General features: G+C 69.9%; 26 protein-coding genes. 12 read left to right on the top strand and 14 right to left on the bottom strand.

The window, feature by feature from the left end:
• The first annotated feature begins 47 nt into the window (after positions 1-47).
• Entirely contained in the window at positions 48-464 is a 417-nt protein-coding gene (locus IEY88_RS01700; protein WP_189152758.1) for a VOC family protein, read from the top strand.
• A 207-nt stretch (positions 465-671) separates the two neighbouring features.
• Here the strand turns inward: IEY88_RS01700 and IEY88_RS01705 are convergent, their stop codons facing one another.
• Positions 672-854: a hypothetical protein gene (locus tag IEY88_RS01705; RefSeq protein ID WP_189152759.1), complete on the bottom strand. Its 183-nt coding sequence runs from the start codon at positions 852-854 to the stop codon at positions 672-674.
• A gap of 11 nt (positions 855-865) precedes the next feature.
• On the opposite strand from IEY88_RS01705, the gene IEY88_RS01710 reads away from it, so the two are divergent.
• A complete protein-coding gene (locus IEY88_RS01710) occupies positions 866-1339 on the top strand; it encodes a hypothetical protein (RefSeq protein ID WP_189152760.1) in 474 nt (157 codons plus the stop codon).
• On the opposite strand, the gene IEY88_RS01715 is transcribed toward IEY88_RS01710, so the two are convergent.
• Complete coding sequence (locus IEY88_RS01715) at positions 1279-2658, bottom strand: FAD-dependent monooxygenase family protein (RefSeq protein WP_189152761.1); 1380 nt, start codon at positions 2656-2658, stop codon at positions 1279-1281. The two genes, IEY88_RS01710 and IEY88_RS01715, sit on opposite strands and share 61 nt — an antisense overlap.
• A gap of 183 nt (positions 2659-2841) precedes the next feature.
• Between IEY88_RS01715 and IEY88_RS01720 the strand changes: the two genes are divergently transcribed.
• The gene (locus IEY88_RS01720; RefSeq protein WP_444543321.1) at positions 2842-3237 is read left to right on the top strand and encodes a protein-tyrosine phosphatase family protein; all 396 of its coding nucleotides are present in this window, start codon (positions 2842-2844) and stop codon (positions 3235-3237) included.
• On the opposite strand, the gene IEY88_RS01725 is transcribed toward IEY88_RS01720, so the two are convergent.
• Together IEY88_RS01725 and IEY88_RS01730 are read right to left on the bottom strand one after the other, a co-directional pair.
• Positions 3234-3902, bottom strand: coding sequence for an MOSC domain-containing protein (locus IEY88_RS01725; RefSeq protein ID WP_189152762.1), 669 nt, complete (start codon positions 3900-3902; stop codon positions 3234-3236). The two genes, IEY88_RS01720 and IEY88_RS01725, sit on opposite strands and share 4 nt — an antisense overlap.
• A gap of 10 nt (positions 3903-3912) precedes the next feature.
• Positions 3913-4302, bottom strand: coding sequence for a MerR family transcriptional regulator (locus IEY88_RS01730; protein ID WP_189152763.1), 390 nt, complete (start codon positions 4300-4302; stop codon positions 3913-3915).
• 59 nt (positions 4303-4361) lie between these two features.
• Here IEY88_RS01730 and IEY88_RS01735 point away from each other — a divergent pair, with 59 nt between their 5' ends.
• Positions 4362-5396 carry an aldo/keto reductase gene (locus IEY88_RS01735; RefSeq protein WP_189153487.1) on the top strand — a complete coding sequence of 345 codons (1035 nt, stop codon included), beginning with the start codon at positions 4362-4364 and terminating at the stop codon, positions 5394-5396.
• A gap of 15 nt (positions 5397-5411) precedes the next feature.
• Here the strand turns inward: IEY88_RS01735 and IEY88_RS01740 are convergent, their stop codons facing one another.
• The 3 genes from IEY88_RS01740 to IEY88_RS01750 are packed head-to-tail and all read right to left on the bottom strand — an operon-like array spanning position 5412 to position 8588.
• Positions 5412-6533 (bottom strand): hypothetical protein, encoded by a 1122-nt coding sequence (locus IEY88_RS01740; RefSeq protein WP_229692999.1) that lies wholly within the window; start codon positions 6531-6533, stop codon positions 5412-5414.
• Positions 6530-8044, bottom strand: coding sequence for an alkaline phosphatase D family protein (locus IEY88_RS01745; protein WP_189152764.1), 1515 nt, complete (start codon positions 8042-8044; stop codon positions 6530-6532). Before IEY88_RS01745 ends, IEY88_RS01740 begins: the two co-directional genes overlap by 4 nt.
• Positions 8045-8054: 10 nt before the next feature.
• Complete coding sequence (locus IEY88_RS01750) at positions 8055-8588, bottom strand: FAD-dependent oxidoreductase (RefSeq protein WP_189152765.1); 534 nt, start codon at positions 8586-8588, stop codon at positions 8055-8057.
• 66 nt (positions 8589-8654) lie between these two features.
• On the opposite strand from IEY88_RS01750, the gene IEY88_RS01755 reads away from it, so the two are divergent.
• Complete coding sequence (locus tag IEY88_RS01755) at positions 8655-9125, top strand: GbsR/MarR family transcriptional regulator (protein ID WP_229693000.1); 471 nt, start codon at positions 8655-8657, stop codon at positions 9123-9125.
• Here IEY88_RS01755 and IEY88_RS01760 read toward each other — a convergent pair.
• The gene (locus IEY88_RS01760; RefSeq protein ID WP_229693001.1) at positions 9061-9612 is read right to left on the bottom strand and encodes a TetR/AcrR family transcriptional regulator; all 552 of its coding nucleotides are present in this window, start codon (positions 9610-9612) and stop codon (positions 9061-9063) included. The two genes, IEY88_RS01755 and IEY88_RS01760, sit on opposite strands and share 65 nt — an antisense overlap.
• Positions 9613-9725: 113 nt before the next feature.
• On the opposite strand from IEY88_RS01760, the gene IEY88_RS01765 reads away from it, so the two are divergent.
• The 3 genes from IEY88_RS01765 (at position 9726) to IEY88_RS01775 (ending at position 13503) form a co-directional block, all read left to right on the top strand.
• On the top strand, positions 9726-10670 hold the full coding sequence (locus IEY88_RS01765; protein ID WP_189152767.1) for an SDR family NAD(P)-dependent oxidoreductase: 945 nt from the start codon (positions 9726-9728) through the stop codon (positions 10668-10670).
• Positions 10667-11611, top strand: a complete 945-nt coding sequence (locus IEY88_RS01770; protein ID WP_189152768.1) for an SDR family NAD(P)-dependent oxidoreductase — start codon at positions 10667-10669, stop codon at positions 11609-11611. The genes IEY88_RS01765 and IEY88_RS01770 overlap by 4 nt, the downstream gene beginning before the upstream one ends.
• Positions 11612-12459: 848 nt before the next feature.
• Positions 12460-13503: a chitinase gene (locus IEY88_RS01775; protein ID WP_189152769.1), complete on the top strand. Its 1044-nt coding sequence runs from the start codon at positions 12460-12462 to the stop codon at positions 13501-13503.
• Here IEY88_RS01775 and IEY88_RS01780 read toward each other — a convergent pair.
• From IEY88_RS01780 to adh, 6 genes are all read right to left on the bottom strand, one after another.
• Positions 13500-13886: an SgcJ/EcaC family oxidoreductase gene (locus tag IEY88_RS01780; RefSeq protein ID WP_189152770.1), complete on the bottom strand. Its 387-nt coding sequence runs from the start codon at positions 13884-13886 to the stop codon at positions 13500-13502. The genes IEY88_RS01775 and IEY88_RS01780 overlap by 4 nt on opposite strands.
• 92 nt (positions 13887-13978) lie before the next feature.
• Complete coding sequence (locus tag IEY88_RS01785; protein ID WP_189152771.1) at positions 13979-15250, bottom strand: alpha/beta hydrolase; 1272 nt, start codon at positions 15248-15250, stop codon at positions 13979-13981.
• Between the two features lie 79 nt (positions 15251-15329).
• The gene (locus IEY88_RS01790) at positions 15330-16163 is read right to left on the bottom strand and encodes a hypothetical protein (RefSeq protein WP_189152772.1); all 834 of its coding nucleotides are present in this window, start codon (positions 16161-16163) and stop codon (positions 15330-15332) included.
• On the bottom strand, positions 16160-17014 hold the full coding sequence (locus IEY88_RS01795; protein ID WP_189152773.1) for a DUF2199 domain-containing protein: 855 nt from the start codon (positions 17012-17014) through the stop codon (positions 16160-16162). The genes IEY88_RS01790 and IEY88_RS01795 overlap by 4 nt, the downstream gene beginning before the upstream one ends.
• Before the next feature lie 9 nt (positions 17015-17023).
• A complete protein-coding gene (locus IEY88_RS01800; protein WP_189152774.1) occupies positions 17024-17374 on the bottom strand; it encodes a DUF779 domain-containing protein in 351 nt (116 codons plus the stop codon).
• The gene (gene adh / locus IEY88_RS01805) at positions 17374-18897 is read right to left on the bottom strand and encodes an aldehyde dehydrogenase (protein WP_189152775.1); all 1524 of its coding nucleotides are present in this window, start codon (positions 18895-18897) and stop codon (positions 17374-17376) included. The genes IEY88_RS01800 and adh overlap by 1 nt, the downstream gene beginning before the upstream one ends.
• Before the next feature lie 128 nt (positions 18898-19025).
• Between adh and IEY88_RS01810 the strand changes: the two genes are divergently transcribed.
• From IEY88_RS01810 to IEY88_RS01825, 4 genes are read left to right on the top strand one after another with little or no spacing between them, the layout of a single operon-like run.
• On the top strand, positions 19026-20150 hold the full coding sequence (locus IEY88_RS01810; RefSeq protein ID WP_189152776.1) for a GAF domain-containing protein: 1125 nt from the start codon (positions 19026-19028) through the stop codon (positions 20148-20150).
• Positions 20151-20175: 25 nt separating this feature from the next.
• Positions 20176-20916 (top strand): hypothetical protein, encoded by a 741-nt coding sequence (locus IEY88_RS01815; RefSeq protein ID WP_189152777.1) that lies wholly within the window; start codon positions 20176-20178, stop codon positions 20914-20916.
• 19 nt (positions 20917-20935) lie between these two features.
• Positions 20936-21793 (top strand): PfkB family carbohydrate kinase, encoded by an 858-nt coding sequence (locus IEY88_RS01820; protein WP_189152778.1) that lies wholly within the window; start codon positions 20936-20938, stop codon positions 21791-21793.
• 45 nt (positions 21794-21838) lie between these two features.
• Positions 21839-22576 carry a DUF4397 domain-containing protein gene (locus tag IEY88_RS01825; protein ID WP_189152779.1) on the top strand — a complete coding sequence of 246 codons (738 nt, stop codon included), beginning with the start codon at positions 21839-21841 and terminating at the stop codon, positions 22574-22576.

The following is a 22576-nucleotide window of genomic DNA, read 5'->3' on the forward strand; positions in this document are numbered from 1 at the left end:
AAACCACACCGACCAGAACTTTCCCGGAGGCAGTTGTGTTGCGAGGCATGTCGACCGTGTCCTACTTCGCCGACGACCTGACCGAGGCCCGCGCCTGGTACGCGTCGTTCCTCGGCGTCGACGCGTACTTCGAGCGGAGCACCCCGGACGGAGTGCTCGCCTACGTCGAGTTCCGCATCGGCGACTACCAGGCCGAACTCGGCATCGTGCACCGCCGGTTCGAGGTCACACCGTCCGACGGACCGGCAGGCGAGATCCTCTACTGGGCGGTCGACGACCTCGACGCGACGCTGAACAGGTTGCGAGAGCTGGGCGCCAAGAGCCACGACGAACCACGGGTGCGCGGCGAGGGGTTCGTGACGGCGTCGGTGGTCGACCCGTTCGGCAACATCCTGGGCGTCATGACCAACACCCACTACCTGGCCGTCGCCGAGCAGAACCAGGCCAGCCACCGCGCCGACTGACGTGCCGGCGGCGGCCGCTACGGCTGACGTGCCGGCGGCGGCCGCTACGGCTGACGTGCCGGCGGTAGCCATGACGGCTGACGTGCTGGCAGCAGGCGAGACGGCTGACGTGCCAGCGGCAGCCGAGCAGGGTCGCCGCGTGGCCGGCACGCGAGTCCGCGACTCCGCCGAGGCGCAGGCGGCCCGGTGCGCGAGGCGCTCGCTGTGTCAGAAGTCCGGCCCGGCGAGCGGGCCCTCGGGTTCGTCCGGCAGTCCGCTCGGCGAACCCGAGCCGTGCCCGGCGGACTCCAGCCCCGCTCGGCAATCCCGAGCCGCGCCCTGCGAACCCCAGTCCCGCCCTGCGAACCCCCCACCCCGCTCGGCGTTGCGGGCGCCGTCCCAGGTCCGCATATCCTGCCGGGATGACGACGCGGCTCGCCATCACCGGACATCGTGGACTCTCCGCCGAACTGGAGGCCGAGATCGACCGGATGATCCGCGCCGCGGTGGCGGAGAACGGTTCCGTGGCAGGGGTGTCGTGCCTCGCGGACGGTGCCGACGCGGTCTTCGCGCAGGCCGTGCTGGACGCGGGCGGGGCGCTCGTCGCCGTGCTGCCCGCCTCGCGGTACCGCGAGACGCTCCCCGACGCCTACCGGCCCGTCTACGACGCGCTGCTCGCGCGGGCGGGCAAGGTCGTGCAGCTGAAGTACGCCACGCCGGATCCGCACGCCTACATGGAGGCGGGCATGCGGATGGTCGACGAGTCCGACGCGCTGCTCGCCGTGTGGGACGGGCTGCCGGGGCGCGGGCCCGGCGGGACGGCTGACGTGGTGGCCTACGCGCGGTCGCGGGGCGTGCCGGTCACGGTGCTGTGGCCCGAGGGCGCCGTCCGCTGAGCACTCGTCCCAGCACGCGGACCAGCGGCGCCCAGCAGCACGCGGACCAGCACGGCCGGCCGGAGCAGGGTCGCCGGGTGGTCGAGCAGCTGCGAGATGCGGACGGACGCGCGGTGGACCTGCCGGTCGCCGGGGATCACCGCGAGCACTCGGCCGGAGTACCACTGCCGCAGGCGGGTCGTCAGCGGGAGTTTCCTCGTGCTCCAGCCGAGATCGGTGGTCGTCACGGACGTCCACGGGATCTTCGCGGTCCTGGCGACCGCGCGCTGGAAGACCTGCGGCTCGTTGGCGAGGTCGTGTTCCCGCAACAGCCCGTGCAGAGCGGTGCAGTTCAGGGCGGCGACGGTCAGGCCGTGTCCGTGGACGGGGTTGAGCGAGACCACCGAGTCGCCGAGCGCGAGCAGGCCGCGTGGCCAGTCCGGGACCTGGTGGAAGCGGTTCCAGCGGCTGCGCAGGTTGCCCGTGCGGTGCAGGTCCGACACGGGGGTCGCCGTCTTGACGACCTCCGCGATGCCCTGGCAGTGCAGCGACATGGCGTAGTCGAGGAAGCCGTCGTCGTCAGCCGGTGCGGCGTGACCGTCCGCGCCGAACAGCGTCACGAACCATCGGTAACCGTCCACTGAGGACACCACGCCGCCGCGCCTGATATCGGGGGAGTGGGTGATCTCGCAGGCCGTCTTCCAGTCGAGCTTCAGGTCGCGGTTCACCTCGTAGAGCCGCGAGGTGCAGGTGAAGCGGCCGTTGGCGATCATCGGTGCGGGACAGTGCACGCCGAGCTCCGCGAGCCACGACACCAGGGTGCTGTCACGGCCGGAGGCGTCGACCACGAGGTCCGCGTAGTCGGTGAACGGCCTGTCGCCGCGCTGGCCGTGCACGCCTGTGACCATGCCGCGGTCGTGCAGCAGGCCGTCGATCGTCACACCGTCCACAAGGGACACGTTCGCGAGCCGCAGCACTCGGCGCCGCAGGATCCGGTCGAGCGTCGGCCGCGTCACCGAGAGCACGCTCAGGCCCAGGTGGTCACGCGGTGCCCAGCCGGCCGGGACGCGGTGGAGGACGTCGCTGCCGAGGTCCGCGCGGACCGCCCCCACGTCCTCCAGTTCCGTGGCGAGCCTCGGGAAGAGCGCTTCCAGCACCTCGGCCGCACGTGCCGGCAGCGCGTGCGGGTGGTGGGCCTGGGGGAGGCCTGCGTCGGCGGTGAACGTGTCCCGGCCGGCCAGCACCACGTCGCCGTACGACTCGGCCAGCACCCTCGCCGCCACCAGCCCCGCGAAGCCGGCGCCGATGACCAGGGCGCGGTCGGAGTATATGGCGGCCATGCTGGCAGAACGCCCCTCCCGCCGGACCCGCCGAGAGTCCTGTCTTCCGGCACCGGTCAGGACAGCTGCGGGCACCCCGAACTTCGCGAAGAGCGACTCGGGGTGGTCCTGCACGCGAGGCGCGCCGCCCATCCCCGGTGGTAGAAAGGAGCACTACCACATGGGGGAACGTTCTTGAAGACGATCGAACTACCGGACGGTGCCGTGATCACGGGGCGAGGCCTGCGTGACGGCAAGATGGTCGAGCCGCATCCCCAGTACGGGGTGTACCTGCAGCCCAAGCCGGTCGACGTGCCGTGGTCGCACGACTGGATCGACTGGCCGGACTTCCGCCTGCCGCGCGACCACGACGCCGCGATCAGGCTGATCCGCACCCTGCACGCCCGCGCGTTGTCGGGCGAGCGGGTCGAGGTGGCGTGCAGCGGTGGCGTCGGGCGGACCGGCACGGTGATCTCGTGCCTGGCCGTGCTCGCCGGCGTTCCGGCCGGCGAGGCCGTGGCGTGGACGCGCGCGAACTACCACCGGCGTGCCGTTGAGACGCCGTGGCAGAAGCGCTGGGTGCGGAACTTCCCGGCCTAGGAGTCCAGCTCGACCACGGAACGCCGGTGCACCAGCTCGACGACCTCCGGCGGCACCGAGTCGCCGGCGGCGAGCAACCGGGGCAGCAACGCGCCCTCCGTGGTGACGGCGCGGAAGAACAGCTCGACCGTGACGTCGTGGTCGGGCCGGTGCACGACGGTGATCTCGTCGCCCGGTCCGACCAGGCCTTCCTCCAGCACGCGGAAGTACGCGCCGGGCCGGACCTGCTGGGTGAACCGCATGACCCAGCCGCGCTGCCCGAGGAACTCGGCGAACGTGCGGCACGGGATGCGCGGACTGGTGACCTCCAGCAGCGCCGTGCCGATCCGCCAGTGCTCACCGATCAGCGCGGTCGTGTGGTCGATGCCCTGGGTGGTCAGGTTCTCGCCGAACTGGCCGTTGTGCAGCGACACGTCCAGCTCGGACTGCCACCAGTCCAGGTCCTCGCGCGCGTAGCCGTAGACGGCCTGGTACTCGCCGCCGTGCACCGTCCAGTCGCCGATCGAGTCACCGGCGACGCCACTTCCCGCCGAGCCCCTGGGGCCGGGGGCGCTGAGCTGCAACGGCCCGTCGACCGGGTGTTTGCCGATACCGGTGGCGCCCGTGCGGGCGTAGTCGGCCGGGACCGTCTTCTGGGCGACGTTCAGCGAGAGCACGACAGGCATGGGTCCGAGCCTATTGGCCGACCGCCCTGGGTGCGATCGAATTGACGTAGTCCTGGTAGATGCCGACCTTGTGCGTGATCAGGTCCATGCACTCCTGCAGTTGCACCATCTGTTGCCGGACGCGGTCCTGGTGCTCCTTGAGGATGTCGAGGCGCTGCAGCTCGTTGCCGTCGCCCTGGCGGACCAGGTCGGTGTAGCGGCGGATCTCCGGCACCGGCATCCCGGACATCCGCAGCATGATGCACATGCGCAGCCAGTCGACGTCCCGCTGCGTGTACACCCGGCGGCCGCCCGGTCCTCTGTGGACCTGGTGCGCGAGGATTCCCTCCTTCTCGTAGAAGCGCAGCGCGTGCACGCTCAGTCCCGTGCGTTCGGCCACCTGTCCGATGCTCAACCCCATGCACCGAGCATAGGCTTGACCTAGAGTCGGCTCTACTTCGTAGGTTTCCGCGCATGAACATGCGCTATCGCGTTCTCGGGGGAACCGGCATCGAGGTCAGTCACCACTGCCTCGGCGCCATGATGTTCGGCTCCGTCGCCAACAACGACCACGAAGAGGGTGTGCGGATCATCCACCGCGCCCTCGACGCGGGGATCAACTTCGTCGACACCGCCGACATGTACTCGGCCGGCGACTCCGAGGAGATCGTCGGGAAAGCTCTGAAGGACCGCCGCGACGACGTCGTCCTGGCCACGAAGTTCCACTTCCCGCTGGGAGAGGGGCGAAACCGCGGCGGCAACTCGCGCCGGTACGTCGTGCGTGCCGTCGAGGCCAGCCTGAGGCGGCTGGGCACCGACTGGATCGACGTCTACCAGGTGCACCGGCCGGACTACCGGACCGACGTCGAGGAGACGCTGTCCGTGCTGACGGACCTGGTGCGGGAGGGGAAGATCCGGGCGTTCGGCTGCTCGACGTTCCCGGCCGAGGAGATCGTCGAGGCGCACCACGTGGCACTGAACCGGGGCCTGATGCGGTTCCGGACCGAACAGCCGCCGTACTCGATGCTGGCGCGCGGGGTCGAACGCTCCGTGCTGCCGACGGCCCAGCGCCTCGGGATGGGTGTGCTGGTGTGGAGTCCGCTGGCCAGCGGGTTCCTGTCGGGCAAGCACCGGCGGGGCGCGTCGGCCGAGGCGTTCCGGGCGACGCTGAGCCCGGAGCGGTTCGACGAGTCGCTGCCGGGCAACGCGGCCAAGTTCGAGGCGGTGGAGCAGTTCGCGAAGCTCGCCGACGAGATGGGGGTCTCGCTGCCGGCGCTCGCGATCGCGTTCGTGACGTCGCATCCAGCGGTGACCTCGGCGATCACCGGGCCGCGCACGATGGAGCAGCTGGAGTCGTTGCTGGAGGGCGCTTCGCTGGTGCTGACCGACGACGTGCTGGACCGGATCGACGAGATCGTGCCGCCCGGCGTGGACACCTACGACGTGCACGGGTTCTGGAAGCCGGCGTCGCTGCTGGATCTCCACCAGCGACGCCGGCCGCTCGATCAGCGGTGAGTCACCACTGCTGAGTCACCACCGCTGGGTGGTCAGGCCGGTGCCCAGGTAGACCTGGTCGAACCCGTTGCCGTCGTTGTCGTCGGTGTAGACGACGCTGACGCGCCCCCACGGGTCGACGCCGACGGCGGGCTCGTCCTGCCTGCCCGTGGCGTTCGAGACGGTGAGCTGCCGTTCGGGACGGCCCGTGGTGGTGCCGTCGGGGTTGTAGACGCTGGTGTGGACGTCCTGCGCCTCCGCCGTGGTCACCGCGACGCCGAGCTGGTCGTCGATGCCGATCTGCGGGTCGGCGCCGGTGGTCTGGGCGACCGCGCCGCGTGAGGTTCCGGCGGCGGTGAACGACTGGACGCGGACCCCGGACTGCTCCCAGGCGATCGCGAAGTCGCCGTTGAAGTTGGACGCCACGGCGGGGCGTTTCCCTTGCCCCGTCGTGGTCTGCGCCTGCTTCACGCCACCGGCCGGGGTGACGATCTTGCGGGCGACGTTCGCGTCCGCCTCCCAGACGACGACCGCGTTGCCCGCCGCGCCCATCGCGACCTGGGGCTTGGCGTGGGTGCCGCCGGCGTTGTTGACCTGGGCCTCGTAGGACTTCGAACTGATCGACGCGAACATGCTGACCCGCGTGGTGGACGCGGCGGTGCCCTGCTTGTCCTCCCACGTCACCGCGAAGCCGCCCGAGTCCGGATCCGCTGCCACGCTGGGGAAGTGCTGCTGACCGTCCGAGTTGGCGTTCGCGGTGCCGGACCCCGAGACGGTCCCGGACGCGCTGACCGAGCGGACGGCGATGTTGTAGTAGCCGTTGCCGTCCGGGTCCTCCGACCACACGACGACGGCGCTGCCGTCCTCGCGCACCGAGACGTCCGGCTGCCAGTGCCGCCAGGTACCGGTGCCGCCGGTGGAGAGCTTCTTCTCGTAGACCGGCGCCCCCTCCTTGTAGAGGCGGATCCAGACGTCGGAGTGGACCGGGTCCTCGGGGGCGGTGGTGTCGCGGTCGTCCTCCCACACGACGGCCGTGTACCCGTTGCGGGAGGACGAGACGGACGCGTTGTCCTGGTCGCCGGTCGAGTCGCTGTTGACCGTGGACCACGTCATCGGGGCGGGTGCCAGCAGGAGGCTCGCGATCAGCAGTGTCTTCACGGTGCCTGCAATCCTGGGTTGTCCGACTCGACGACGTAGCTGCCGACGGTCTTGACCGGGTAGTCGCGGACGGTGACCTTGTCGACGGCGCGGTAGTCGACGCGCATCTCGGTGGCGGTGGTCTGGGTCTTCACGTAGCCGCGCAGGTTCTTGAAGTACTTCACGTGCGGGTTCAGCGTCGGGTTGAGGCTGTTGTCGGCCGCGTTGCCGTCACCGCCGGACGTGACGGAGGTGGTGACGAGCTCGGTGCCGATGATCCGGTTCTGGGTGCTGTAGTTCTGCATGATGTTCGCGCCCCAGCTGCGGTGCACGTCGCCGGTGAGCACCACGGTTCCCTTGTTGCCGTTGGTGTCCCAGGCGTTCTGGATGCGCGTGCGGTTGGCCGTGTAGCCATCCCACGCGTCCATGCTCTTGGAGCCGTCGGCGGCGGCGAGGCGCTGGGCGAAGAACACCTGCTGGCCCAGGAAGTCCCACGTGCCGAGCTTCTGCCTGAGCCCGTCGATCAGCCACGTCTCCTGCGACGTGCCGGTGAGCGTGCGGGCCGGGTCGTCGGCGGCCGGGCAGACCTTCGTGCCGTCGCCGCACGCCTGGTCGTTGCGGTACTGGCGGGTGTCGAGCATGTGGAACGTGGCGAGGCTGCCCCAGCGGACCCTGCGGTGCAGCAGCATGTTCGCCGCTGTCGGCGCCTGGGCGGAGCGCAGCGGCATGTGCTCGTAGTAGGCCTTGTACGCGGCCGCGCGGCGTGCGGTGAAGTCACCGGCCGGGCTGCTGTCGTTGCGGACCAGGTTGGCGTAGTTGTTCTCGACCTCGTGGTCGTCCCAGACGACGAGCCAGGGCGCGGCGGCGTGCGCGGCCTGCAGGTCCGGGTCGGTCTTGTACTGGGCGTGGCGGACGCGGTAGTTCGCGAGCGTGCTGATCTCGCCGGCGGGCGCGAACTTGCGGACCTTCGTGGTGGTGGCGGCGCCTTCGTAGATGTAGTCGCCGAGGTGCAGGATCAGGTCGGGGTGCTCCTCGGCCATCCGGCGGTAGGCCGTGAAGTAGCCCTCCTCGTAGTGCGAGCACGAGGCGAAGAGCATGGTCAGCGCGGGCTGCGTGCCCACGGCCGGTGCGGTCAGCGCGCGGCCCACGGGGGAGAGGTGGCCGCCGGTGCGGAAGCGGTACCAGTACTCGCGTCCCGGCTCCAGGCCGGTGAGGGTCACGTGGACGGCATGACCGCCCGCCTGGGTGGTGGTGAACGTGCCGGTGCGGGCGATGGCGGTGAAGTGCTCGTCGGTGGCGACCTGCCAGTCGACGGCGGTGTTGGTGTTGGGCATCCCGCCGAGACCGTCGGCGTTCAGCGGGCTGGGGGCGAGGCGGGTCCAGATCACGAACCCGTCGGCCGCCGGTTCGCCGGACGCGACTCCCAGCGTGAACGGGTAGCCGATGGCGTTGGCCAGGGCGGGGAGCAGGACCCCGGCGCTCGCTCCCGCGAGGCCGCCCACGATGAAGGTGCGTCTCCGTAACGTGGTCATGACCGGAGACTTACCGAACGCGGGTAAAGGCCCGCCTAATTGCGTGTGGCTTCAAAGTGGTTTCCCACCAAGCGAATGCGGCGTAGTCGTCGCGGTGGATGTCGAACGCGTCGGCGAGCAGCTCGGCGGCGCACAGCGGCAGGCCGGTGTCGCGGACGGCGCGGTAGAGCAGGGCCACGTGGTCGCGGGACCAGGTCTCCAGGCACAGGCCCGGTAATCGCTCGGCCTCGCAGCACGGATGGGCGCACACGACGATGTCGAACCACTCGTCGTCGTGGTCGTTGAACTCGACCGTGACGCCGAACCGGTCGGGGTGCAGCGCGGTGACCTTGCTGTGGCGGGTCTCGTAGTGCAGGTCGTGGGGGAGCGCGGCGAGCCTGGCGGCGGCGTGGCGGTCCGGGCCGGTGATCGGGACGGGCTCGCGCGGGACGCCGTGGTCGAGCACCACCACGTCCCACCTGCTGCGGGCGAGCCTGAGCGCGGTGGCGAGGCCGGAGATCCCGGCGCCGACGACGAGCGCTGTCCCCGTGAACGCTGTGGCCATGACCCGCCCCTTCCCCCTAGGATCGAGGCTAGCGAATGTTCAGAAATTTCTGAAGACAGGACGACTGTGACGGGCGAGACAGACCGCAGGGAGGCCGCCGAGCACCTGGCGCTCACGCTGGTCGGCGCCGGGATGCAGCGGATGGGAGCGCGGGCTCTCGCGGCGTTCCTGTTCTCCGAGAAGGAGACGCTGACCGCGGGGGACCTGGCTCAGGAGCTGGGCGTGAGCGCGGGATCGGTGTCCGGTGCGGTCCGGATGGTCGCGCAGATGGGCCTGATCGAGCGGATCCACGTCGCCGGTAGCCGCCGTGAGCACTTCCGGATGCGCGACAACGCCTGGACGACGCTCTACTCGCGGCAGCACTCGGTGGTCGACGAGGTGCTCCGCGCCGTGGAGAACGGGGTCGGCGCGGTCGGGCCCGGCCGTGCGCACGACCGGCTGGAGTACATGCGCGACTTCTACACGTTCCTGCTCAACGAGGCGCCGATGCTGGTGGAGCGCTTCGAGCGGCAGCGTCGTGGAGAACCCCGTTCATGATCAGGTCCAGCATCCTGCGAGCCTGATCCGGGTCGCCGTTCTGGGCGACGCCGATCAGCAGTGCCATCAGGTCCATGGGCTCGGTCCTCGCGTTCAGCGGGGTGAGCAGGGACTGGACGGCCTCGGTCATCTTCGCGCGGCTGTGTTCGAACGGGTTGATGCCCAGCGCGATCACGGCCTGCAGCGCTTCCTTGAGGTCGCGTTTCGTCGCGGCGTAGGCGATGAAGCGGTCCATCCACTCCCGCAGCGCCGCCTCGGGTTCATGGGTCTCCAGCAGTTCGGGCGCCGCGTCGCAGAGCTTCTCCAGCTCCGTGCGGTAGACCGCCTCGATCAACGCCTCGCGGGTGGGGAAGTGGCGGTAGAGCGTGCCGATGCCGACGCCCGCCTTCTTGGCGATGGCGCCGAGCGTCACGTCCTTCTCGTGGGTGAACGCGTCGAGCGCCACCTCGATCAGCAGCCCTCGGTTCCGGACCGCGTCTGCGCGCACTGCACCACTCCTATGGGGGACGTCACTTGCCAACCGGAGGCTCCTCCGCTTACGGTGGAACCCGAACCGGAGGCACCTCCGTTTCAGTGTATGACACAGGTTGGGGAAATCTGATGAGCGAGCGCATCACCACCCCGTTCGGGTTCGGGAGCACGGCTCTCGAGGTCGTCGAGGGCGTCGACCTCTCCGGCCGCCGCGCCGTGGTCACCGGTGGGGCGTCGGGCATCGGCGTCGAGACCGTGCGGGCGCTGGCCGCCGCGGGCGCCGAGGTCACCATCGCGGCGCGCGACGTCGAGGCGGGCCGCCGGGTCGCCGCCGACGTGTCCGCCACCACGGGCAGCTCCGCCGTCTCGGTCGCTCCGCTGGAGCTGACCTCGCAGGAGTCGGTCAAGGCCTTCGCCGCGGCGTGGGACGGGCCGCTGCACCTACTGATCAACAACGCGGGTGTGATGGCGCCCCCGCTGACGCGCACGCCGGAGGGCTGGGAGCTCCAGTTCGCCACGAACCACTTCGGCCACTTCACGCTGACGCTGGGCCTGTTCGGCGCGCTGCGCGCCGAGGGAGCCCGCGTCGTGAACGTCAGCTCCGCGGGCCACCTCTCGAGCCCTGTGGTGTTCGACGACATCCACTACGAGCGCCGCGAGTACGACCGCTGGCAGGCCTACGGCCAGTCCAAGACGGCGAACATCCTGTTCGGCGTCGAGGCCGGTGCGCGGTGGGCTGGTGAAGGCGTCACCATGAACGCGCTGATGCCGGGCGGCATCCTGACGGCGCTGCAGCGCCACATCACGCCGGACGAGCTGGAGGAGCGCAGGCGGCTGCGCGGCGGCTCGAACCCGTTGCGGCTCAAGACACCGGAGCAGGGCGCGGCCACCACGCTGGTGCTCGCCGTGTCCCCGTTGGTGGAGGGCCGTTCGGGCCTCTACTTCGAAGACTGCGAAGAGGCCCTCCCGCACACCGAGGGCATGAGCAACGGCCTGGCCGCCTACGCCGCCGATCCAGAAGCCGCAGCACAGCTGTGGAAGGTTTCCGAGGAAACGTTGAAGGTGCAGGCATGATCACCACAGGATTCGGCTTCGACACCACGGCTCTCGACGTGGTCGAGGGCCTCGACCTCTCCGGCCGCCGAGCCGTCGTCACGGGCGGCGCCTCGGGCATCGGCGTGGAAACCGTCCGAGCCCTCGCCACCGCCGGCGCGGAGGTGACGATCGCGGCCCGTGACCTCGACGCGGCCCAGCGAGTGGCGGCCTCCCTGTCCAGGTCCACCGGCAACAGCACCATCTCGGTCGCCCGCCTCGACCTGGCCTCGCCGGCGTCGGTGAAGGCCTTCGCCCGCACCTGGGACGGCCCGCTGCACCTGCTCGTCAACAACGCGGGCGTCATGGCCACCCCGCTGACGCGCACGCCGGAGGGCTGGGAGCTCCAGTTCGCCACGAACCACCTGGGCCACTTCGCGTTGACCCTGGGCCTGTTCAACTCCCTGCGCGCCGAGGGCGCCCGCGTGGTGAACGTCAGCTCCTCGGCGCACCTGATGAGCGACGTCGTCTTCGACGACATCCACTACGAGCGTCGCTCGTACGACCGCTGGCAGGCCTACGGCCAGTCCAAGACGGCGAACATCTTGTTCGGTGTCGAGGCCGGGGTGCGGTGGGGTGGTGAGGGCATCACGATGAACGCGTTGATGCCGGGCAGCATCGCTACCAATCTTCAGCGGCATCTGAGTTCGGAGGAGTTGCAGGAGCGCATCCGGCTCAGTGGTGCTGCTGATGTTCGGCGGGTGAAGAGTGTGGAGCAGGGGGCTGCGACCACTCTCGTGGTGGCCACGTCGCCGTTGTTGGACGGGGTTTCGGGGCGGTACTTCGAGGACTGTGTTGAGGCTGCGCCGGTTGTGGGTGGTAGCCACATGCGGGGTGTCGCGCCTTATGCGCAGGATTCCGGGGCGGCGGCTCGGCTTTGGGAGGTTTCCGAGGAGACGCTTTGGGGGCGTTGGGCGGCCTGAGCGGGTCGGCTTTTGGTGGCTGGTGAAGGTTCCAGCGGGGTTGGTCGCGTTTGTGGGGCACGGTTGCCTTGCGAGGGTGCTTGCGCGGGTCATGACGGATCAAGGGCTAGCGATTGGGGCTTGACCTTGAGCCTCTGGCGGGATGCGTAGACGGCCGGAAAAAGGCCGGGCTGAAAAGCGCCCGGCCGTGCCCGTGAGGGTGGCATCCCGCCCCCTCAAGGTAAAGCCCCAATCGCCATGTGAGGCGCCCACCGGAACCAAGGTGCACGAGGTTCACACGGCTCGCTGCGCATCGCCACGCCAGGTGCCGTAGGTGGTCGCCTTTACATTGGTGGCCTTCCGGTTGGCACCGCGCGGGTCGCTTGCGGTGGCTGGTTCCTGCTCCAGCGAAGGGGTCGGGCTGCGTGCTGATGGTCGAGTTCCAGCGTGGTCCCGCCGCGCTGGCTTGGGGCAGCCACCCAGTGCCACCCGCTAGGCCAGAGCAGCCCCGCTCCGCTGGAGCCGCTCAGGCCGACCCCGCTCCGCCTCGCCTCGGCGAGCCCGCCTCGCCCGCATGGCCTCCCCGGTCCCTCCCCTGCGCTCCGGGAGGGGCCGACCGTTTAGCTGCGCGCCTCGGCTGCGCGCCTCACGCCGCCGCCTCCCGCCCGCCGCCTCCCGCCCGCCGCCTGCTTCTCGCCTGCCCGCGCCTCGCCTGCCCGCTTCCCGCCCGCCCGCTTCCCGCCCGCCGCCTGCCGCCTCCCGCCGCCCCCCGCCTTCTGCCCCCATCCACCCGGCCCGGCCCGTAGAGGTCTGGACCATTTCGTGCTTCAATGACAGTGGGTCGCCGCCTGTAAGCGAAAGGTGAGCGAATGTCTGCCCGCTCGTTCCCGAGGGCACTGACAGCCCTGCTTCTGCTCATGAGCACCCTGCTCATCCCGTCCACCGCCCAGGCGGCCGACACGTGCGCGCTCAAGTCCCGGCCCGCGGGCAAGGTTCTGCACGGGTACTGGGAGAACTGGGACGGCGCGTCCAACGGGGTTCATCCGCCGTTCGGCTGGACGCCGATTACCGACGCCCGCATCAAGCAGCACGGCTACAACGTCATCAACGCGGCGTTTCCCGTGATCCGGTCCGACGGGACCGTGTTGTGGGAGGACGGCATGGATGTCGGGGTGAAGGTTGCCACGCCTGCCGAGATGTGTGCGGCGAAGGCCGCCGGGGCCACGATTTTGTTGTCGATCGGGGGTGCTGCGGCGGGGATCGACCTGAGTTCTGCCGCGGTGGCCGACCGGTTCGTGGCCACGGTGGTGCCGATTCTCAAGAAGTACAACTTCGACGGGATCGACATCGACATCGAGACCGGGCTGGTCGGCAGTGGCAACATCAACCAGTTGTCGGCTTCGCAGGCGAACCTCGTGCGCATCATCGACGGGGTGCTGGCGGCGATGCCGGCCGGGTTCGGGCTCACCATGGCGCCGGAGACCGCGTACGTGACTGGCGGCAGTGTTGCTTACGGGTCCATCTGGGGTGCGTATCTGCCGATCATCAAGAAGTACGCGGACAACGGGCGTCTGTGGTGGCTGAACATGCAGTACTACAACGGGTCCATGTACGGGTGTTCCGGTGACAGCTACTCGGCTGGGACGGTGCAGGGGTTCGTGGCGCAGACGCAGTGCCTGAACAAGGGGCTGGTCGTGCAGGGCACCACGATCAACGTGCCCTACGACAAGCAGGTTCCCGGGTTGCCCGCGCAACCCGGGGCCGGTGGTGGCTACATGAACCCCACGCTGGTGGGGCAGGCGTGGAACAGTTTCGGTGGGCAGCTCAAGGGGCTCATGACCTGGTCCATCAACTGGGACGGGTCGAAGAACTGGACCTTCGGCGACAAGGTGAAGTCGTTGCAGGGGCGCTAGAGGACGATGGTGTTCTGGCCGGCGGCGATGCGCCAGGCGCCGTCCTCTTTGGACACGATGTAGAGCGGCGAGCCCTCGTTCTGGTCGGTGATCACCGTGCCGTCGGGGCGGACCGGGCGCTGGCGGATCTTGACGGCCGCCACGTCGGGACGGATGAAGAGGACGTGGGCCACCTCGTAGGTGGCGGTCGCCTCCTTCGTCGCGCCGGGCAGGACCTGGCGGGTGAAGGAGGCGATCTCGTCTCGGCCGGTGAGGCGCTTGCCGTGGGCTGTCGTCCAGATCGCGTCGGGGCGGAAGAGGTCGATGAACTCCTCGGCCAGCTCGTTCTGCTGGGAGTGCTGGACGGTGGCTACCAGGTTCCCGATTTCGGAGAGATCGCTCATGTGCAAGATCGTCTTACCTCCACCATGGTAGAGGTCAAGTCCGGCCGCGCGCGGCGTTGTGGAGGCGGTGCGCGCGGCCGGATCCCTGCGGGTCACGCGCGGGGTGCGACCCGGGACTCGTAGGGCTTCGGCTGGTACCAGGGGTTGTAGAAGCAGCCGGTGCCGTACTTCCTGTCGTGGCTCGGGCAGGCGTACGAGATCAGGAACGGGTTCGACCGCACGCCGAACTTCTCCCAGGCCGCCAGGGACTGCATGGCCGCGGCGTACTCCGAGTCGCTGAACGCGCTGTGCGTGGCCTCGGTCGTGAAGGTCTGCACGAGGTTGTACCAGCGGCCGGCCTTCCTCACGGTGTCGCGGTAGGCCGACTCGTGCTCGACGAACGCGGTCGGGTCGCCGATCGCGTGGACCGACAGGACCGGGATGTCGATCTTGCCGGTGAGGTCGCTGTCGTGGGCCAGTTCGGCGCGGGCGGCCGGGTCGGCCGCGAAGCGTTCCACGCCGGCGTTCAGAGCGGCGTCGTCGTGCGAGCCCTGGTAGACCACGCCCGTGTTGCTCCACGGGTTCCGGTCGCCCAGGCGGTTGTGCACGATGTCGCGGAACGTGAACGTCGCGAAGTTCAGGTGCGAGTTCAGGGTCTCCTCGGGGATCTTCGTGACGGTGAGGACGTCGGTGAGCTTCCGCTGCTGTTCAGGCGTGCGACTTCCTGCCACGCCAAGGCATTCCTCGATCCGGCTGCGCAGGCCGGCGGTCGTCATCGTGGAGCCGGGACGCAGGCCCTGCCACAGCGGGTACTGCGCCTCGGACGGCCGCGGGTGGTTGCCGCAGTAGTACTGGTAGACGACGCGCAGGTCGACGCGGTAGTCGTAGCCGCGCGATCCGCCTGCCATCACACCGCTCGTCAGAAGCGCCGCGTCGTAACCCTTGTACAGCTCTATGGTCTTCGCCGCGACGTTGCCGCCCCACGACTGGCCGTGGAGGTAGACCTTCGCGGGCTTGAGCATGCCGACGACCATCCTGCGCAGGTTGTCGGTGTCCTCGGCGGCCATCCGCGTGCCGTAGCCGCCGCGCCGGTACGAGGTACCCGCCCACGCGTAGCCCTCCTTGACCATTACCGACCAGCGGTTCAGGTCGTCGCGCGTGCGCTCCGGCGTCGGGTCGCCGAGGTCGGGGCCGCCGTGCGAGTGCACGACGAGCGTCTTGTTCCACTTCTTCGGCACGGCGATCGTGTAGTACGCGCCGTTGGGGTCCCGGCCCTCGTAACAGGTCGTGCCGGCGGGGACGTTCTCCGGGCACGGTGCGGTCGGGGGCAGGTGCACCGGCGACGTGAGACTCGCGGTCAGCGCGAATGCCAGTAGAACGTTCATGGCGGAATCGTCGGCGCAGCTCGAAAGGTGGTCCAGCTCACTAGCGCAAACTTGGGATTTACCTGACGTTACGAGCGAGTCACGCGCGGCGGAAACGGGCGCTGTTGAGCACGTGGCGCGCCCACGCGTGGTCGGCAGGGTCGTCGTGCACGCACGTCACGACGAGCATCTCGCCGAACCGTGCCACGTGGCCGTGGAACTCGTGCTGGCCCGACGCGGCAACGAGCCACAGGGCGTGCCGCAGCTCGACGCCGTCGCGCACGAGGAACTTCTGGTCCGGCGGCACGTCCGGGGCGCCCTCCAGCGCCAGCTCCAGGAACCGCTCCGCCGGGGTGCCCTGGAGGCGGCGGACGTCGACGAACACCGCGCGGCCCGGTCCCGCGAACCGCAGGCCCTCCTCCAGCACGTACGGGGTGAGGCCCGCGGTGCGTTCGATGCTCCACCGGCCGGGCAGCTTCTGCTGGATCGAGACCGGCAGCTCGACCAGGTAGCCGCTGAGCACCTCGTCGCGGTCCCAGGTGGTGCCGAGCAACGGGTGCCGGACGTATTCGGGCAGGTCGCCGGGCTCGTGGACCTCGGCGGCCACCTCCGCGCCGCGCAGGCCGTCCCACGGTTTGAGGTCGTGGGAGAACGTGCCGGTGAACGAGAGCGAGGCGTAGCCGGGGCCGTCCCACACGTCGGCCGCATGGCGCGCGGCCTCGGGGGAGACCCGCATCCAGGCGCCGAACCACAGCTCCAGGTCCCCGGTCAGGTCGACCGGCAGCACGCAGCGGACGTAGCCGGCGTCCTCGGTCAGCAGGACGTTGCCACCGGCCTCGAACGACGGGTCGCGCACGCCGGGAGGCGGGCCGAGGTCCAGGTCGATCGCGCCCGCGTCGTCGATCTCGGTGCCACAGCACTCGCAGGCCGTCACCCGATGTACCGGACGCTGTTGAGCACGTGCTGCGCCCACGCCCTGTCGGCCGGGTAGCGGTGCACGCAGCGCACGGAGATCATCGTGCCGGGACGGACGACGTGCGCGTGGAACACCTGTTCCTCATGGCCGTCGATCACCTCGCTGAGCCAGAACGCGTGACGCAGCTCCGGGCCCTCGTGCGAGACGGAGTGCTCGGCGCTCGCCGGGTAGCCGTCGAGGACCGCGCCCAGGAAGTCGCTCACGCTGCCGCCGGTGAGGTCGGCGTAGACGTCGAGCGCGACCCGGCGGTCCGGGCTCGTGAACCGGACGGTGCGGCCGTCGACGGTGCAGCGCATGCCCTCGGTGCGTTCGATGGTCCAGACCTCGCCGAGGGTCTCGCGGACGGGTATGGGCAACGGGTGCCGGATGCGGCACAGCACCTCGTCGCGGTCCCACTCCCGTTCGAGCAACGGGTGCGAGGTGAAGTAGGGCAGCTCGTCGATGTTGAGCACTGCGGCCTCGACAGCCACTCCCAGTACGTCCCACGGCTTGATCGCGTTCGCGAACCTGCCCGAGATCCGCAGGTTCGCGTACTCGCTGTCGTTGTCCCACACGGCGTGGGCGTACATCGCGTCCACCTTGCTGATCTGCGTCCACGCGCCGAACACGAGCTCGGTTCCGCCGGTCAGCCGAACCGGCAGCAGGCAACGGATGTAGGAGTCACCGCCCGGTCCGACGAGCAGCCCGCCGGTGGGCGCGCCGAGTTGCTCGCCGGGCACCCCGAGCAGTTGCTCCGGACGGTTCAACCTGTAGTCGATGCGGTCCGTAGAGGTGATCTCGGCTCCGCAGCATCCGCATTGGACGGTCATGCGCAGATGCTAGAGCTCCTCGTCGCTCAGCAGTCGAGAGCGCACCAGAAAACGTATTCCAAGTGGTGCCTCCAGCGAGAAACCGCTCCCACGGCCGGGCACGACGTCGATCGTCAGGTGCGTGTGGCTCCAGTACTCGAACTGAGACGCGGACATCCACACAGGAATGACGAACTCGTCGACCGCGAGATCACCGAGGTGCACGTCGGACCCGCCGGTGCGGAACTCCCCGGCCAGGTAGCACATCGGGGCCGAGCCGTCGCAGCAGCCGCCGGACTGGTGGAACATCAGGTCGCCGTGCTCGGCCCTGAGGCCGCGGAGCACGTCCGCGGCCTCAGGGGTCAGTGCGACGCGGGGCATCAGAAGAAGCCCTGGGCGTTCTGGGAGTAGCTGACGAGCAGGTTCTTTGTCTGCTGGTAGTGGTCGAGCATCATGCGGTGGTTCTCGCGGCCGATGCCGGACTGCTTGTAGCCGCCGAACGCCGCGTGCGCCGGGTAGGCGTGGTAGTTGTTCACCCACACGCGGCCCGCCTGGATGTCACGGCCCGCGCGGTAGGCGACGGAACCGTCACGCGACCACACGCCCGCGCCGAGGCCGTACAACGTGTCGTTGGCGGTCTTCATGGCGTCGTCGTAGTCGGCGAACCGGGTGACCGAGACGACCGGGCCGAAGATCTCCTCCTGGAAGATCCGCATCTTGTTGTCGCCCTCGAAGATCGTCGGCGTCACGTAGTAGCCGCCGGACAGCTCGCCGCCGAGGTCCGCGCGCTCGCCGCCGGTCAGGATCCGGGCGCCCTCCTGCTTGCCGATGTCGATGTACGACAGGATCTTCTCGAGCTGGTCGTTGGACGCCTGCGCGCCGATCATGGTCTCGGTGTCGAGCGGGTGACCCTGCTTGATCGCGCGGGTCCGCTCGACGGCGTCGCCCATGAAGCTGTCGTAGATGTCGCTCTGGACCAGCGCCCGCGACGGACAGGTGCAGACCTCGCCCTGGTTCAGCGCGAACATCGCGAAACCCTCGAGAGCCTTGTCGTAGAACGAGTCCCGCTGCGAGGCCACGTCGCCGAAGAACACGTTCGGCGACTTGCCGCCGAGCTCCAGCGTGACGGGGATGATGTTCTCGCTGGCGTACTGCATGATCAACCGGCCGGTGGTCGTCTCGCCGGTGAACGCCACCTTCGCGACGCGGCGCGAGGACGCGAGCGGCTTGCCCGCCTCCACGCCGAACCCGTTGACGATGTTCAGCACACCCGGCGGGAGCAGGTCCGCGATCAGCTCGTTCAGGACGTGGATCGACGCTGGCGTCTGCTCGGCGGGCTTGAGCACGACCGCGTTGCCCGCGGCCAGGGCGGGCGCGAGCTTCCAGACCGCCATCAGGATCGGGAAGTTCCACGGGATGATCTGCGCGACGACGCCGAGCGGTTCGTGCAGGTGGTAGGCGACGAGGTCCTCGTCGATCTGCGAGATGCCGCCCTCCTGGGCGCGGATGGCGCCCGCGAAGTAGCGGAAGTGGTCGATCGCGAGCGGCAGGTCGGCCGCCAGGGTCTCGCGGACCGCCTTGCCGTTGTCCCACGTCTCCGCGACCGCGAGCATCTCGAGGTTCGCCTCGACGCGGTCGGCGATCTTGTTGAGGATGTTGGCGCGCTCGGCCACCGAAGTCTTGCCCCACGCACGGGCGGCGCCGTGGGCCGCGTCCAATGCGCGTTCGACGTCCTCGGCGGTGCCGCGGGCGATCTCGGTGAAGTCCTCCCCGGTCACCGGGGTGGGGTTGGCGAAGTACTGGCCCCTGGCGGGCGGCACGTACTCGCCTCCGATGAAGTGGTCGTACCGGTCGCGAAAAGTGACCACGCTGTCCGGTTGTCCTGGAGCCGCGTACCTCGCCATGGACCCTGCCTCCCGCGTCGTTGCGAACAGGCGGCGAACGTAGGACCGGCAACGTTTCACGCACGTTGCATCCGATCGGAGCAGTGGCAGGCTTGCAGCCGCGGCACAGCGACCTGCATCCTGGACCGATGGACCCAGTCGAGCTGGGTGCCGCGCGTCCGGTGATCTTCGAGTCGTGGCGGCGCTCCCTTGCCGCGCACATCGACCCGGACCGGCACGAGGCCCCGGTGGTCTACGCGCGCGACGAGGTCGCCGACCTGCGGGGAGCGCACCCGCTGGCCGCGACCGTCCCGCTGCTCACGGACACGCTGTCGATGGACGACACGATCATGATCGTCACCGACACCCGCGGCCACATCCTCTGGTGCGAGGGCGACAACCAGACCCGGCACCGCGCCGAACGCGTCCACCTCACCGAGGGGTCGCGCTGGAGCGAGGACGTCATCGGCACGAACGCGATGGGCACCGCGCTGGTGACCGGCCGGCCCGTCACCGTCCACTCGCGCGAACACCTCGTGCGCACCTACCACGGCTGGACGTGCGCGGCGAGCCCGATCCACGACCCCCACACGGGGGTGCTGCTGGGGGTCGTCGACGTCAGCGGGCCGCTCAGGACGATGCACCCGGCCGTCGCGCAGCTCGTGTCCGCGGCCGCCCGGCTCGCCACGCACCACCTGCGGCAGTTCGCGCCGCGCCGGCACGTGCTGTCGCTGAACTTCCTCGGCGGGCTGCACGCCGACCTCGACGGACGGCCGCTGGCGCTGACGTTGCGCAACGCGGAGGTCCTGACGGCGCTCGCCCTGCACCCCAAGGGACTCACGGCGGAACAACTCGCGTTGTTGCTCTATGGTGAACGTGGGAACCCGACCACGGTCCGCGCGGAGCTGCACAGGCTGCGTGCGCAGCTCGGTGGTGTCCTGTTGACGAGGCCGTACCGGCTCGATGCCGTGGTGCGCGGCGACTTCCTGGACGTGCGGACGGCTCTGCGGTCCGGCGACGCGGGCAGGGCGACCCGGCACTACGGCGGTGACCTGCTACCCCGTTCGGACGCGCCGGTGGTTCGCGAGGAGCGGGCCGACCTCGCCGCCGCGGTGCGCAAAGGCGTGCTGGAACGGGGAGATCTCGACGCGCTGCTGTCGTTCGCGGACAGCGGTGAGGACGCCGAGGTGCTCGAACGCCTGCACCTGCTGCTCCCGGACGCCGATCCTCGTCACGCTCTCGTCTCCTCGCGCCTGCGAAGGGCGCTGGAATAGGCTTTCCCGCAAGGGGAGGGCAAAAGTGAAGCAGTGCATCAACTGCATGACCCGGTTGCCGCGCAAGGACGTCACCGAGGTCGCGTGGTGTGCTTTGTGCGAGCCGTGCCTGCAGGTCGTGGCGGACCAGATGAAACTGGTGCACGACGGAGGGTCCGTGCAGATCCAGCAGTGCGGGTGGTGCGGCCTCGCGCGCTCGTGCGGTGCCGGCGCGCGCACGAGATGTCTGGTGTGCCTGGACGACAGGTCCGTGCCGGACCCGGCCGTGCAGGGGATCGCGCACCGGCTGGAGCTCGACGGCACCTGGCGGGAGAACTCGGAGTTCCTCGCCGCGACGACCGTGAAGGTGCGGCTGGCCAAGTACTTCCGGCCCGGCTGGACCGTGCTCGCGACCGACGTGCACGGGCTGCCGTGGACCGGGTACCGGTGGCTGACCAGGTCGCACGGCACATGGGGCCGCGACGACGAGACGGGGGAGGTGCGGCAGCTCAAGCGAGTGCGCGGTGAGACGACCCTGCTCTACCTCGTGCGGTACGGGCAGGTGCTCCAGTTCGGGCGAGGCGGCGAAGACCGGGTCGGCGCGCACGTCGCGCAGGGCGCGGTGCCGATCCTGGTGCTTTCCGCGCCGGGCGAGCGGGTCGTCGTTGCGCGCGACAAGCTCAAGCGCGCGCATCGCAGCGAGATGGTGTCGCAGCGGACGCCGGTGGACCTGTTCGCCGTGCTGCCGGACGGAGAGGACGTCACCGATCGGTTCTCCCGGAGTTGATCCTGGGTAGCCCACTGCCGTGGACGAAGTCGTGGTGGTGGGACAGATCGCTCGGGACCTGGTGCTGGTCGTCGACGAGGTGCCGGGTCCCGGAGGCACGGCGGCCGTGCGGGAACGCCGGGAGGTGCTGGGCGGGAAGGGCGCGAACATCGCGTCCGGCCTGGCCCAGCTGGGCGCGCCGGTCGCGCTGGTCGGTGTGGTCGGGGACGACGACGTGGGCGCACGGCTGATCGCGCGGGCCGGGGCGGACGGCATCGCCACCCGTTCCGTGGTCGTGCGGCCGGACTGTCCGACCGGGTTGATCGTCGACGTCGTGGCGGACGGCTGGCGGTACCTGGAGGACCTCCCGGACGGAGTGCTGCTGCGCGAGGACGACCTGCCGCTCGACGTCATCGCGCGGGCGGGCGCCGTGGTCGTGCAGCTCCAGCAACCGCCCAAGGTGGCCTTGCGGGCCGCCCGGACGGCCACCGGGAGGGTCGTGCTCGACGGTGCGCCCGAACGGCTGCGAGACGAACTGCTGGCGTGCGCGGACGTCGTGCGCGCCGATCACCAGGAGGCCGAGCTGCTGACCGGCCGCGAGATCAAGACCGCGGACGACGCCGTGGCCGCCGCGCGCGAGCTGATGCCGAAGGAACTCGTCGCGTTCGCCGTGGACGGTGTGGGCAACGTGTTCGTGTGGGACTCCGGTGAGCTGGTGGTGCCCCTGGGCGACGTCGAGGTGGTCGACACGACCGGCGGCGGGGACGCGTTCGTCGCGGCCCTGACGTTCGCTCTCACGCGGGGGGATGGTCCGGAGAAGGCGGCGAAGCTCGCCGTCGAGGCCTCCGCTGCCGCGGTGTCGCACGCAGGGGGCCGCACGAAGCTCACTGGACGCTGATCAGTCGCGTTATCGTTGACAGGTCCGGTGAGGGGAGGGGTCCGCGTGCGAATACTCGCTGTCGTGCTGTTGATGCTGCTCACGGCCTCGCCCGCGCAGGCGGCGACGGGCACGTACGTCCGGCTCGGCCATTTCTCGAAGGACCAGGCGCGCGTCGACGCCGTGCTCGACGGCGTCAAGCTCGGCACCCTCGACTACGCCGACCTCTGGGACTACCGCCGCGTCGAGCCGGGCGAGCACGTCGTCGAGTTCCGGATGTCGGAGCCGGGGAGTCCGCTGCTGAGGTCGGTGACGGTGCGGGCGGCCGCCGGGCAGGCGTACACGGTCGTCGACATCGCGTCCTCGATGAAGGTGCTGGACGACGACATCAGCCAGCCGCCGAACGGCCAGGCGCGGATCCGGGTGATCAACGCCGGTGACGCGGACACTGACTTGCAGCGGGGCAGCACGATGGTGCACCGCGGGGTCCAGCCCACCTCCACGACCGGCTACGTGCTGGTGCAGCCCGGTGCGGACGCCCTGGAGGTGCTGCAGCGCGGCAAGGAGTCGACCACGCTGGACGCCCCGCTCGAAGCCGGTGGCGTCTACTCGCTGCTGGTCAACGCCCGGCGCATCGAGCTGCGGACCGACGCCAAGGGTTCCGAGGTCGTGCCGAGCGGCGGTCAGGAGACCGGGTTCGGCGGCATGGCGGGCGGCTGGGACTGGCTCACCGCGCTGGTCATCATGCTGATCGTGGGGGTCGCGATGTACTCGGTGCGCGGCCGGTTGTTCCGGTTCGGCTGA

Origin of the sequence: Lentzea pudingi, from assembly GCF_014646255.1 — a bacterium.
Taxonomy (GTDB): Bacteria; Actinomycetota; Actinomycetes; order Mycobacteriales; family Pseudonocardiaceae; genus Lentzea; species Lentzea pudingi.